The sequence below is a fragment of the Actinomyces howellii genome (assembly GCF_900637165.1).
Classification (GTDB): domain Bacteria; phylum Actinomycetota; class Actinomycetes; order Actinomycetales; family Actinomycetaceae; genus Actinomyces; species Actinomyces howellii.
The window spans coordinates 2,538,401-2,551,412 of sequence record NZ_LR134350.1 but is presented as its reverse complement, the minus strand read 5'-3'; the positions used below and the strand labels follow the sequence as shown (position 1 = coordinate 2,551,412).

10 protein-coding genes are annotated in these 13,012 nt (G+C 73.1%); 3 read left to right on the top strand and 7 right to left on the bottom strand.

Translation table 11 applies throughout. The features are described 5' to 3' along the window. Window positions 1–9: 9 nt before the first annotated feature. On the bottom strand, window positions 10–960 hold the full coding sequence (locus EL245_RS10675; RefSeq protein ID WP_126383110.1) for a glycosyltransferase family 2 protein: 951 nt from the start codon (window positions 958–960) through the stop codon (window positions 10–12). Then, a complete protein-coding gene (locus tag EL245_RS10670) occupies window positions 957–2,048 on the bottom strand; it encodes a glycosyltransferase family 2 protein (RefSeq protein ID WP_126383109.1) in 1,092 nt (363 codons plus the stop codon). Before EL245_RS10670 ends, EL245_RS10675 begins: the two co-directional genes overlap by 4 nt. Here EL245_RS10670 and EL245_RS10665 point away from each other — a divergent pair. Further along, window positions 2,047–3,078, top strand: coding sequence for a glycosyltransferase family 2 protein (locus tag EL245_RS10665; protein ID WP_126383108.1), 1,032 nt, complete (start codon window positions 2,047–2,049; stop codon window positions 3,076–3,078). The genes EL245_RS10670 and EL245_RS10665 overlap by 2 nt on opposite strands. 85 nt (window positions 3,079–3,163) lie before the next feature. Here the strand turns inward: EL245_RS10665 and EL245_RS10660 are convergent, their stop codons facing one another. Continuing rightward, complete coding sequence (locus EL245_RS10660; RefSeq protein ID WP_408608405.1) at window positions 3,164–6,154, bottom strand: LamG domain-containing protein; 2,991 nt, start codon at window positions 6,152–6,154, stop codon at window positions 3,164–3,166. Between the two features lie 314 nt (window positions 6,155–6,468). Further along, window positions 6,469–7,092, bottom strand: a complete 624-nt coding sequence (locus EL245_RS10655) for a hypothetical protein (protein WP_126383107.1) — start codon at window positions 7,090–7,092, stop codon at window positions 6,469–6,471. A 268-nt stretch (window positions 7,093–7,360) separates the two neighbouring features. Between EL245_RS10655 and EL245_RS10650 the strand changes: the two genes are divergently transcribed. Then, window positions 7,361–8,530 (top strand): DUF1972 domain-containing protein, encoded by a 1,170-nt coding sequence (locus EL245_RS10650; protein WP_126383106.1) that lies wholly within the window; start codon window positions 7,361–7,363, stop codon window positions 8,528–8,530. After that, window positions 8,527–9,669, top strand: a complete 1,143-nt coding sequence (locus EL245_RS10645) for a glycosyltransferase family 4 protein (RefSeq protein WP_126383105.1) — start codon at window positions 8,527–8,529, stop codon at window positions 9,667–9,669. The genes EL245_RS10650 and EL245_RS10645 overlap by 4 nt, the downstream gene beginning before the upstream one ends. Before the next feature lie 7 nt (window positions 9,670–9,676). Here the strand turns inward: EL245_RS10645 and EL245_RS10640 are convergent, their stop codons facing one another. The 3 genes from EL245_RS10640 to EL245_RS10630 form a co-directional block, all read right to left on the bottom strand. Further along, complete coding sequence (locus EL245_RS10640; RefSeq protein WP_126383104.1) at window positions 9,677–10,543, bottom strand: O-fucosyltransferase family protein; 867 nt, start codon at window positions 10,541–10,543, stop codon at window positions 9,677–9,679. 11 nt (window positions 10,544–10,554) lie between these two features. Next, window positions 10,555–11,268, bottom strand: coding sequence for a CDP-alcohol phosphatidyltransferase family protein (locus tag EL245_RS10635; protein ID WP_232009730.1), 714 nt, complete (start codon window positions 11,266–11,268; stop codon window positions 10,555–10,557). 213 nt (window positions 11,269–11,481) lie between these two features. Then, complete coding sequence (locus EL245_RS10630; RefSeq protein WP_232009729.1) at window positions 11,482–12,819, bottom strand: MATE family efflux transporter; 1,338 nt, start codon at window positions 12,817–12,819, stop codon at window positions 11,482–11,484. Between the last annotated feature and the right edge of the window lie 193 nt (window positions 12,820–13,012).

The following is a 13,012-nucleotide window of genomic DNA, read 5'->3' as shown; positions in this document are numbered from 1 at the left end:
CGGGGCGCCCTATCTCCCGTACTCGTCGTGCACGCCCTGGCCGACGGCCGCCGCGGCCATGCCCCTGCCTCGGGCGACCAGCCGCGCCCCGCGAGCGCGGTGGGTCATCGACCCTGACACGAGCCCCGCTCCCTGGCGGGCCAGTCCGAGCGCCACCCGCGCCGCGCCGCCGCCCAGGGCCCGCGCCCGCCGTCCCAGGTGGTGGCCGGCACCGGCCAGGGCGAGGTCGACACGCACGGCGGTGGCCGCGTGGGAGCGCTGGCGCCGCAGGATCCACCCGTGGTCCAGGCGCTCGACGGGCACGTGGTCCCGGACCCTGGCCTCGGCGCACCACACGATCACGCCCCCCGCCGCGACGAGACGTCGGGTAAACAGCGTGTCCTCTCCCCCGGTGGCGCCGAAGGCCTCGTCGAAGCCCAGGCCCTGCGCGCGCACGAAGGCCAGGTCGAGCAGGAGGTTGTTCGTCGCGGCCACGTCTCGCCGTGTCCCGGTGGGCCAGGTCTGCCGGTCGAAGAACCCGCCCGCCCGCACCCAGGCGTCCGGCTCGGCCTCGTAGTCGGGGACGACGAGCCCGGCCACGGCCTGTGCGCCGAAGCGCTCCCGGGTCTGGAGCAGCAGTCCCAGCCAGCCGGCCTCGGGCTCCTCGTCGTCGTCGATGAACACGAGCAGCCCGTCGGGGCCGGCCTCCGCCAGGGCCCGGTTGCGCACCGCCGCCACCCCGGGGGCGGGCTCGTGCACCGGGCGAAGACGGACGCCGCTCAGGTCCCCGGCCCCGGCCTCTCGCACGACGGCGCCGGCCGAGCACCGCGGGTCGTTGTCGATGACGAGGACCTCGGTGACCTCCTTCAGGGGCGCGGGCAGGGCGCTGACCTCCCTCCCGACGCCCGCGAGCGCCCGCGCGAGGGCCTCGGGGCGCTTGTAGGTCGGGATCGCGACGGTCAGCCCACGCACCGCGGTCATCGCCGGCTCCTGGAGCCCGCGCGCCCGTACTCGCGCACACGCACGTCGAAGGCCCCCACGACCATGCCCATTCCTCCGCGGCTGGAGACCTCGTGGAGGGCTCGGGCACCGACGTCGCCCCGTGCCGTGGCGACCACGGCACGCAGGCCGTCGACACCCGCCTTGGCCGCGCCCTTGGCGGCGTAGGCCAGGCGCAGGGGCAGGCGGCGTCCGCAGGCCGTGTCGATGCGCACCCGCGCCCAGGACGAGCCCGATCGGTAGGCGCGCTCGAGCACCCACCGGCGGTTGGCCCTGCCCGGGGGAACCCGCTTGGTCACCACCGCCCCGCAGGCGAACCGGATGACGCCCCCGGCACGGGTGAGCTGGCGGGTGAACAGCGAGTCCTCGCCGCCGGTCAGCCCGTAGCGGGGGTCGAAGCGCAGGCGCAGACGACGCACGACCGCCAGGTCGAGGAGCAGGTTGCCGGTGTCGGCGCTCCACACCACCGCGCCGTCCTGGGCCTGCCAGGAGTCGAAGGCGCCCGAGGCGCTCACCCAGGGGTCAGGGTCCGTCTCGAAGCTCGGCGGGGTCGGGCCGGTCACCGCCGCGCAGCCCCCCGCCCCCCAGGCCTCGACAAGGGCGTCGAGCCACCCGTCGCCGGGTATCTCGTCGTCGTCGATGAACACGAGCAGGTCCTCCTCGGCGCACTCCTCGAGGGCACGGTTGCGTCCGGCGACGATGCCCGGCTCGGGCTCGTGAACACCGAGGAGGGTGTCGGGGGCCTGCGCGGGACGGGCCGCCTCGACGGTGCCCGCGGCCCCGGCGTCGGGGTCGTTGTCGACGACGAGCACCCGGGCCCGTTGCACGCCGCGGCAGGAGCGGGCCTGCTCGATGAGCGCGGGAAGCAGCTCGGCCAGGTAGGCGTTGCGACGAAAAGTGAGCACTGCCACAGTCAACCGGGGTAGGGCCCCGGTCCCGTTGAGCGCGTGTTCCACAGGGACTCCTTTCCTGCGGCCCGACCGGGCCACGGCCTCGACGGTACTATCCCTCGGGCACCTTCTTCCTGTGCTCCACCGCGCCCTGACCACCTCTCGGAAGGCTCCGACCATGGCCCCTGACCCCGCGCCAGCACCTGCTCCCCCCGGCCGCGATGACGCGCGCCCCGACGCCTGGGCGAGCACCGCCGGGGACGGCGAGGCGCTCCTGGGCCGGACCGCCGTCGTCGTCGTCAGCTACGGCTCCGCCGAGCTCCTGGACCGCAACCTCACCGAGGTGGCCCGGGCCGTCCCCGAGGCCCTCGTCGTCGTCGTCGAGAACGACCCCGAGCCCGCGAGCACCGCCCCGACGGCCGAGCTGTGCCGCCGTCAGGGGTGGGTGCTCGAGCAGCCCGGGACGAACACCGGCTTCGGCGGCGGCATGAACCTGGGCGTCGCGCGCGCACGTGCCCGGGGCCGGGACCTGCTCGTCCTGCTCAACCCCGACGCCGTCATCGCCCGCGCCGACCTCGCGCGCCTCGTGGCCCGGGCGGCCGCGGAGCCGACGGCCCTTGTCGCGCCGGTGCTGCGCAGCTCGCGGGGCACGGTCGTGGCCGACCGCGCCGTCGTGTGCCTGGCAGACGGCTCGATGCGCTCACCCAGGTCGAGCCGTCCCGCCCCCCCGGGGGGCACGCGTCCGTGGTTGTCCGGCGCCTGCCTGGCGCTGTCGACCAGCCTGTTCGAGGCCGCCGGGGGCTTCGACGCCCGGTACTTCCTGTACTGGGAGGACGTCGACTTCTCCTGGAGGGTGCTGCGCGCCGGGGGGCGGCTCGTGCCCCTGTCCCAGGCCTGCGCCGTGCACGACGAGGGGGGCACGCACAACGAGGCCGGCGCCCGGGCGAAGTCCCTCACCTACTACTACTACAACATCCGCAACCGGCTGCTGCTCGCGGCCCTGTGGCTCGAGCCCGCCGAGCAGCGCAGGTGGGTCGCCTCCTCGGTGGGCGCCGCCCGCGAGGTCGTCCTGCGTGGGGGCAGGCGCCAGCTCCTCGGGTCCTTTGCGCCGGTGCGCACGGCGGTCGCCGCGACCCGTGACGGGCTGCGCCTGGCCCGCCAGGTGCGACGCGGGACGCTGCCCGGGCCCGATGTGCCCCTGCCTCGCTAGACGACGACGGGGCGGGCCGTACCGTGGGTACGGCCCGCCCCGTCGTCGCCGGGACCTGCTGGGGCCCGCTGGGGCCCGCTGGGGCTCAGCCGAGGCGCTTGACGGTCACCTTGTCGACCGAGACGTTGACCGTCTCGTCCTTGCCGGCCGAGGCCGACATGTAGGTCGTGAAGCCCACCGATCCCGGGGAGCTGAGCGTGCCCTCGGAGTCGACGGTGTCGATCTGCCAGGCCTCGGGCTCGGCGTCTCCGGTCCAGGCACGTGCCCGCAGCGTGGTCGTCTCCTCACCGTCGACGACGATCCGCAGGTGGAGCGGGTCACCGGCGCGGTAGGTGCCATCGAGGCGCGCGGTCCCCAGGGTCGTCTCCTTGCCGTCCACGACCTTGGACACCGTCAGGGTCAGGGCCCCGTTGGAGGCCAGGCGGATGCCCGCCTGGTAGGTCCCTGCGGCCGTCTTGCGCGCCTGGTAGGACACGTAGGCCCCGTTGCCCGTGGGCACCGCGTCGAAGGACATGTCGATGACCGCCTCGGTGGAGGTCGAGGCCAGGACCTGGGAGCTGATCGACGAGGAGGACTTGGCGCCCTTCATCGCGATCCGGCCCTGGGAGTCGGCGGTCGAGAAGAGGGAGTTGCCCCACGCGGCCGTCCAGGACCCTCCGGTGTCCGCGCTGCCCCAGCCGCGCGAGGTGGTCCGGGAGAAGTCGTCGGCCAGCAGGATGGACTGGTCCTGGTCGCCCGCATCCGGCTGGGCCGGGTCCTCTGGCTCCTGACCGGTGCCCAGGGCGTAGTGGGCGCGCACCGCGTCCAGCCCCAGGGCGGTGCCGTAGACGGCGACCTCGTCGATCGAGCCGGTGAAGTAGCCGGAGGAGGGGGCCACTGCGACACCCGCCACCGAGTCCCCGCCGACGCGCCAGAAGCCGTCGAAGGCCTGTCCCCGGGTCATCGTGGCGTCGGAGCCCACGAGCTCGCCGTCGACGTAGAGGGCCGAGCCCTCGGTCGGGCTCATCGTGGCCACGACGTGGTGCCAGGACCCGTCGTTGTACGACCGGGGGCTGGCGATGGTCGTCACAGCCCCGGGGTAGAGCATGAAGCCCAGGGTGCCGTCGTTGCGCATGTAGACCATGCGGTCCTTGCTCGTCGAGGAGCCTGTCGTCGAGGAGCCGAAGTTGGCGATGACCCCGCCGGAGGTCGTGGTCGTCTGGAACCACGCCTCGACCGAGAAGACGCCCGGTGCGGTGCTCGCCGAGGTCGTCGTCGCGAAGCTGACCGAGCGGCGCGAGGGCGAGAAGGCGATGGCCTTGCCCGAGCCGATCGCCGCTGCCTGGCCACGGGTGTAGGCCTTGCCGCTCACCGTCATGGTGGCGCCGCCGATGAGGTCGGCCCCCGACTGGCCCGACTTCTCGTCGAGGGGCCAGTAGTTCGTGGCCCCGTCCTGGATGACGCGCAGGCCGTAGGCGCCCAGCTCCGCGCCGTCGTCCCGGGCGGCCGCGGTCACGGTCACCCAGTCCGAACGGGTCGAGGCGCCCCACGGGTCCTCGACGACGACCCGGTAGCGGTGGGTCGTGCCCGGCTCGACCGTGTCGGTGGCGCTCAGCTGCGGCAGCGCCCAGAAGCCCGCCGAGACCGTCTGGGTGGACACGGGGGTGGAGGTGTCGTCGTCGCGGTAGACCTTGTAGGTGAGCGTCCTGTCGTCGCGGTCCCAGTTGGCCTTGAAGGACAGGGTCACCACCCCGGGGCTGGGGGACTGCGCGCTCACCGCGTAGGCGCCGCCCTTGTCCATGGGTCCCTCGGCGTTGGGGGCCACGTCCCGGCGGGCGAAGCGGACCAGGCCCTGCTGGGCGGTGCCGTTGACGGTGAGGAACTCCCCGCCGTAGACGACGTACTCGTCATTGCCCTCGACGGTCCACGTCGCCTGGTTCGTGCCCGTGTAGGTGCCGTTGGTGAAGACAGGGTAGAAGTTGAGGTTGGTCGTGGCCGGCTGCCCGGCGTGGTTGGTGTACCCCGAGACGGTGTTCGTCTTGACCGTGCCCGTGGCCGCGTTCGTGAAGGCCACGGCGTTGTAGTACTGCTTGGAGTCAGGCATCCCGCCGATGTTCGAGCAGTCGTGGGTGTGGCTCGCGACGTAGACGACCTCCGCGGTGGGGTGGACGTCGAAGGAGTCGCCGTGGCAGTCCGCCAGGTAGTCCAGGTCGCCGGAGACCCAGTTGGCCCGGAAGAGCCCCTCGATGCTCCCGTAGGTGCGGGACTGGGAGTACCCGGTGCCGTACAGGCCCTGGGAGTCCGCCTCGAGGGACATGATCGAGGCGTAGCTCGTGGCGTTGCGCACCACCGAGGTGAGGTTGTTGCGCCGCAGCTGGCCGTCGGGCTCGAGGATCGCCATCCCGTAGCCGGGGTTGGACTGCGAGCCCACGGAGGTGAAGGCGCCTCCGATGGCCACGGCGCTGCCGTCGACCGCCGCGGCGATGGTGCGCACGAAGTAGTTGTCCACCGGGGCGGTGAAGGAGGTCAGGGTCTGGGTGGTCAGGTCGATGGCGGCCACGCGCTGGCGGGCCGAGGAGTTGATCTGGGTGAAGGTGCCCCCGATGTAGAGGGTGGTCCCGTCGGGCCCCAGCTCGAGGGCCCTGACGGTGGCGTTGGCGGAGGCTCCCACCGGGATCCTCGCACCGGTGTCGGCGGCCACCGACCCGACCCGCCAGGTCGTCTCGTCGTTGAGCGCGGTGAACTCTCCTCCGAGGTAGATGACCGAGCCGTCCGCCGAGGCGGTGATCGTGTTGACCGCGCCGTTGGTCCTGGGCGCCCAGTCGAGCATCTCCCCGGTCCGGATGTCGTAGGCCAGGAGGTTGGCACGGGGGGTCTCGCTGACGCCCTTGGACGCGCCGGCGGGGCGGGCGCTCGTGAAGGACCCCGCGACGTAGACGGTGTTCCCCACGACCTCCTGGTCCCACACGACGCCGTTGACCTGGACGGTCGGCAGGGCGTCGGCGGACACGGTCTGGGGCTCGGGAGCCGAGTCGGCGTGGGCTGGGGCGGCTGGGAGAAGGCCACCACCGACGGCAAGGGCAGTGCTCAAAGCGATGCTCAGGACAAGGACAGGACGCAGACGGCGCTTGAGACGCGGCACGAGGCGGCTCCGGAGACGAGAAAGTTCATAGGTCGGGAACGGGTCCCGGCCGACTGGCGGGAAATGGCCCGTCGCCTCGGCGATGCCGGGAGGGTCAACGCCAGGAAAAGCGGGTTGCGAGCCACACTAGCGCGCCTTGGCCGCCACGTGTGAACTGGAATGCCTGTGACAATGCGCGCGCTGCCACAGCGGTACCTCAGGTACCACGAGGCACCAAGCGCACCACCCGTACCGTCGCCTGCACCTGACAGGCTCCGACCGGGAAGCCCTCAGGCGGCCGATCCGGTGAAGACGGCCGCCCTCGACCCGGCCCCGGGGTCGACGACGACGGTGATCGCGCCGAGCCCCTCGGCGGGCACGAGGAAGGCCATCTCGATGACGATGGCCTCGCCGGCCGGCAGGGTCGCGGGGGCCGGGTCCGAGGCGGTCGTGACCTCGGAGGCGGGGACCTGGTCGGGTCCGTAGGTGACGGTGGCGACCAGCCCGGTCAGAGGGAGCTCCTCGTCCGTGGGGTTGGCGACGGTGACGGGCACGATGACACCGGGCCCGCCCATCTCACCGGCGCCCGCGCTCAGCTCGGCGGCCGTGGGGGCGCCCGCCGAGACGGCGAGGCCGTCGTCGAGGGCCACGGCCTCGCCGAAGCCGACCGGCTCGACCTGGTCGGCGGCGATGTCGCCCTGCTCGACCTGCTGGGTCGCCTGGGCCTGGGCCTCGGCGTCGACGGGGGCGGGAGTCGTCACCTTCGTGGGCACCGTCGTCGGGTCCGGGGTGCCGATGGTCGGTGCGCTCGGCGACGGCGTGGCCGAGGTCTCAGAGGAGTCGGAGCAGGCCGAGGCGGCGAGCACGCAGGCTGACACGGCGATGATGAGCGAGGTCCGTACGAATCGGGTCACACGGGAAGGATAGGCACGTTCCGGCCCCAGGGAACACCCACCGGACCGAGCCGGCCGACGGCCATCGCTCCCAACCGCCCGTGTCGCCCCGCCCCTGGCACGGCTGTAGCCTGGTCGGGCCGATCCGCCGACCCGGCCCCGGCTCACCTCGAGAGGCGACACAGCCACGACGACAGTGATCACGACCGACAGCCACCGACAGCACCAACAGCACCGACAGCACCGCCCCGTCCGACGACTTTCCTCACGAAGGAACGCACAGAACTCCATGACAGCCCTGAACCCTGACAGCCTGAGGATCTCCATGATCGGGACCCGTGGGGTACCCGCACGCTACGGAGGTTTCGAGACCGCCATCGAGGAGGTCGGCCGCCGCCTGGCGGCACGCGGCCACCGCGTCCTCGTGTACTCGCGCAACCCGGACCGGACCCACCGCCTGCCCACGAGGCACGAGGGGATGCGCGTCGTCGAGCTGCCCGCCATGAGGCGGCGCAGCCTGGAGACCCTGTCCCACACCGGCGCCTCCGTGGCCCACCTGCTGGCACGGCCCCACCCGGACGTCGCCGTCGTCTTCAACTCGGCCAACGCGCCCTTCCTGCCCGCGCTGCGCGCGGCCCGGGTGCCGGTGGCCACCCACGTCGACGGCCTGGAGTGGCAGCGCGGCAAGTGGGGTCCCGGGGGAAGGCGCTACTACCGCGCCGCCGAGGCGGCGGCCGTGCGCTACTCTGACGCCCTCATCGCCGACGCCCAGGGCATCGCCGAGTACTACGACCTGGAGTTCAACGCCCCCACCGAGCTCATCTCCTACGGTGCACCGAGGATCGAGCCGGGCACGGGGCGGCTCGCCGAGCTCGGCCTGTCCCCCGGCGGCTACCACCTCGTCGTGGCCCGATTCGAGGTCGAGAACCACGTCGACGTCGTCGTCGAGGGCTACACCGGCTCCGGCGCCCGCCTGCCCCTCGTCGTCGTGGGGGCGGCCCCCTACGCCGACGAGTACACCCGTCGGGTCGAGTCCCTGGCCGACTCCCGCGTCCGCTTCCTGGGCAGCGTGTGGGACCAGGAGCTCCTCGACCAGCTCTACGCCGGCGCCCTGGTCTACCACCACGGGCACTCGGTGGGCGGGACCAACCCCTCCCTCCTGCGGGCGATCGGCGCCGGGGCGCCGGTCGACGCCTTCGACGTCTCCTTCAACCGGGAGGTCCTGGCCGGTGCCGGACGCTACTGGCGCACGGCCCAGGACGTCGCCGCCCTCGTGACCTCGGCGGAGGCCGACCCGGGCGCCCGTGCCGAGCGCGCTGCGGCCTCGCGCGAGCGGGCCGCCGGCTACGACTGGGACGAGGTGGCGTCGCGCTACGAGGACCTGTGCCGCCGCCTGGCCACCCAGGGGCCACGGCGTCGACGGCCCAGCGGACGGCGCACGGGGAAGGTGCCCGCATGAGCGCCACGATCCTGGTCGCCCACCCCTCCCCCGACCTCTACGGCTCGGACCGCCAGCTCCTCGAGACGGTCCTCGCCCTCGTGGGGGCGGGCCACCGGGTCAAGGTTGCGCTGCCCCACGACGGCCCCCTGGCCGGTGCGCTGCGGCAGGCCGGGGCGGCCGTGGCCCTCGTCCCCTTCACCGTGCTGCGCAAGGCCCTGCTCACCCCGCGCGGTCTGGCCGCGCTCGTCGGCGGGGCGGCCCCGGAGACCGCGAGGCTGCGGGGGGTCGTGGCGGCCTCGGGCGCGGACCTCCTGGTCGTCAACACGGTGACCATGCCCTGGTGGCCTGCCGCGGGACGCGCAGCCGGGGTGCCGGTGCTCGTCCACGTCCACGAGGCCGAGAGCACCCAGAACCGCCTCGTGCGCACGGGACTCAACGCCCCGCTGCTCGCGGCCACGCGGGTCGTGACCAACTCGGAGGCCGCCCGACGGGCGCTGCTCGACGTCCAGCCGCTCCTGGCCCGGCGCACCGAGGTGGTCCACAACGGCGTCCCGGGACCGCCGACCGAGCCCGGCGCCCTGCGCGAGCGCCTGCCCGGGGCGAGCTTCCGCGTCGCCCTCGTGGCTCGTCTGTCCCCTCGCAAGGGCATCGACGTCGCCCTCGAGGCCGTCGCCCTCCTGGCCTCCGAGGGCGTGGACGCCCGCCTGCGGGTGTGCGGCACGGTCTTCCCGGGCTACGAGTGGTACGAGGAGGAGCTGCGGGGGCGCGCCTCGGAGCCGGACCTGGCCGGACGGGTCGAGCTCCTCGGCTACGTCCACCCCACGTGGCCGGTCCTCGAGTGGGCCGACGCGGTCATCGTGCCCTCGCGGGTCGAGCCCTTCGGCAACACGGCCGTCGAGGCCATGCACGCGGCCAGGCCGCTGGTCGCTTCCCAGGTCCAGGGGCTCATGGAGGTGGTCACCGACGGCGTCACCGGGCTGCTCGTCGAGCCCGACTCCCCGCGTGCCCTGGCGGACGCGCTGCTCAGCCTGGCCGCCGACCCCCACCGCGCGGCGGGCCTGGCGCGCACGGCGCAGGCCGAGGCCGCCGAGCGGTTCAGCGTCGAGCGCTACCGCGCCGCGATGGTCGAGGCCGTCGCGGGCACCCTGCGGGGCTGAGGCGCCCTCAGCCCCGCAGGGCCGGGCGCAGCGGGTCGCGCGCCAGCGGCAGGGACAGGTCCACGGGCCCGTCGAGCGCCTGGTTGGGACGCTCGAAGGGCACGATCCCGTCGCACAGAAACACGGCCATCTCCACGAAGGAGGAGTACGAGGCGCCCACGAGGTGCTGGGCCGAGGCGAGCAGGTAGAGGTCGACCAGCCCCGAGCGGACCCCGGTGACCGTGTTGTAGCCGCCCTTGTCCTCCAGGGCGAGGCAGCCGTCGAACTCCTCGGTCAGACGTGACTGCGCCTCGGCGGTGTCGCAGGACAGGAAGAAGGGGACGCCGGGGTGCTCGGCACGGATCTGGCGCATGCGCTGGGCGAACCACTCGACCGGGGAGGAGGCCACGGTCTTGGCGTGGGACACGGCGTGGGTACGCACCTGCACCCCGACGTAGGGGCGGCCGCGCAGGCCGGAGTCGAAGACCGCGCGCACCCGAGCGGCGACCTGCTCGACGGGCTCGAGCTCGCGCAGGATCCCGCGCCAGTCCCGCACCCCCTCGGGCACGTCGACCTCGAGGCCCCCCGAACGGATCTGCCACAGGTGGCGGGCTCGGTCGGCCGCGTCCAGGGAGGTCATGTCGACCCCCCGGTAGGGGTGGACCGGGGCCAGAGCCCGCGAGACGAGCCGCGGGACGGGACGCCCGGCGGTGAAGCGCCACAGCTGGTCGACGCGGGGGCCGAAGTCCTTGTCCGCGCTCCACACGTAGTACAGGTCCCGGTCCTCGGCCTGGGCCAGGGCCTGGGCGCTGAGCAGGGCCCGCACCCGGTTGCCCAGGCCGTCCTTGCGGCCGGTGTAGATGAGCAGGGCCTTGCGGCCGGTCAGCAGTGCCATCGCCGTCCCCCTCAGGATCCGCGCCGCAGCTCGAGGTACCACTTGGGCAGGGCGAGCGCCACGTAGGCGGCGTAGCCCACGAGCATGAGGCCGTAGACCCACACGAAGACGCTCGGGGCGAAGCGCAGGACGAGCACGAGGCACATGAGGCCGTAGTCGGTGGGCACCGACAGGACCGACTTGAGGAAGCCCGCCCTGCCCTCGTCCTTGGCCAGAGGGGTGCCGCCCTGGTGGCGCAGCTGGTAGGTGAGGATGTAGCTGAAGAAGTGGATGGTCTGGACGGCTGAGAAGGCCAGGGGCACGAGCAGGACCCCCGGACCGCCCAGGTCCTCGAGGCTGAAGCGGAACAGCCCGACCGCGACGGCCAGGTGGATGGTGGACAGCTTGATGACGTCGGCGACGTGGTCGAGCCACTCCCCCGCCCGGGAGCCGCCGTGGCGCAGCCTGGCGAGCTGGCCGTCGGCTGAGTCCAGGGCGTAGCCGAGCATGAGCAGCCCCGACACGACGACGGCGGAGCCCACCGACGGCTCCCACACGGCGATGAGCACGACGCCCAGGTAGGTGCAGCACGCCGACAGCGCGGTGACCTGGTCGGGGCTCAGCCCCAGCCAGTGGGCGAGCGCGGCGAGCACGCGGCCCGCCGGTCGGTTGACGAGGCGGGAGTACAGGGGCGCTCCCGCCTTCGACTTCTGGGCGGCGGCGAGAGCGCGCACGGAGTCGCGCACACCGGGCCTGCCGGGCCCACCGGGCGCGGGGCGTGTGTGAGATGGCTGCTGGGTGGTCACTGCGTCTCCCTCAGGGTCGGTTCGGTCAGCGTCAAGCGGATGTCGAACGGGATGAAGCGGGTTGAACGGGTTGATCGGGTTGAACGGGTTGAACGGGCTGGACGGCGTGCCTCGCGGTGGGCGCGGCGGCCGGCCCCGGCCAGGGCGCCCACGCTACTGCCCACCGTCCCGGGCGGCCTCACCGCGGCGTCGGCGCACGTCGCGCGCCACCCACCAGGAGTAGGGCAGGATCTGGCACACGGCCACGGACAGGACCGAGCCGAGGATCGGTCCCGCCGCGCCGAGGTACTCGATGAGCACCCAGGACAGGGCGAGGTTGACCGGCACGAGGACGAGCACGGGCAGCATCTGGAAGCGCAGGCCCCTGGGGTCGGTCATGTACATGCCCAGGGGCTGCTTGAAGGCCTCGACGCCGACGTTGAGCACGCTGGCCACGATGAGGGCCAGGGGGATCGTGACGGCGCCGTCGGACAGCAGCCGGGCCGCCCACGGGGTGAGGGCCGCCAGGACGAGCCCCATCGCCAGGCCGCCGGCGCCGAAGAGGAGAGCCGGCCGGAAGGGCGACTCCACCCGCCCGTCAGCCCGGGCGCGGGCGAAGTGCGGCCACATCGCCACTCCGGTGACCACGACGGTCTGGGTGAGGAGGTTGAACAGCTGCGCGGCGAGGTTGTACTGGGCCAGGGCCTCGGAGCGTCCCAGGTGGGACAGGAGGAGGCGGTCGGTCTGGAAGGCGATCGGGATCGCCAGGGACTGGACGAGCTGGGGCACCGCGGTGTCGACGATCCGCACCCCGCGCACGGCACGCAGCCGCGGCACGTCACGCACCGCGTCGCGCAGCAGCGGGCGCGTCGCGCGCCACGCCACGACCAGGCAGATGATCGACACGAGGGTGTTGGCCAGGTAGGACAGGACGGACACGGCGTTGCCCGCGTCGAGCCGGGCGACGATGGTGATGACCAGGAGGCAGGACAGCGCCGGGGAGACGATGCCCTGGCTCAGGACCTGGGTGGCCGAGCGCCCCATCCCGACGACGACCCTCTGCCCCACGCTCAGGGGCAGGGCGGCCGCGTAGATGACGAGGCAGACGGTGGCGGTCCTCCCGCCGCCCTCCATGAGCCGCGCCCCCAGGAGCGTGGGCCACAGCCCCAGCAGGCCCAGGACGATACCCGCCGTGGCGATGAGCAGGGCCGATACGAGAAGGACGCGCAGGGCCGTAGTGAGGGTGCGACGCACCACTGCGTCATGCGGAAGATCACGAGAAGCGGCGACCGCGTTAAGAATGACCGCCCCGATCCCCATGTCCGTGAAGGGCATGAGTGTGGGGAATGTCGCAAGAAGGCCGTACTGGGCGTAGGCATCTGCCCCGAAGTGGCCGATGATGAGCCTGGTGTTGACCAGGCCGAAGGCGCCGGAGACCACCATGACGACGACTTTGGCCACCGCTGCGCGTCGTACGGACGCCCAGGAGCCGGGTGACGCTGCGCGGGCCACGGGCGGTCCTCCTCACTGATCCCCGGCGCGCCACGACGGCGCCGGGCCGGTTGAAAAAAGGTGTCGACGGGCACACGACCAACGTCGAAGATCACGGTACCATCACGGTATCGTCACAATATCGAACCGCGATCGGCTTGAACCCTGGAACCTGGGCGGCTCCCATGTTGCCACAGGTAAGATCACGATTTGC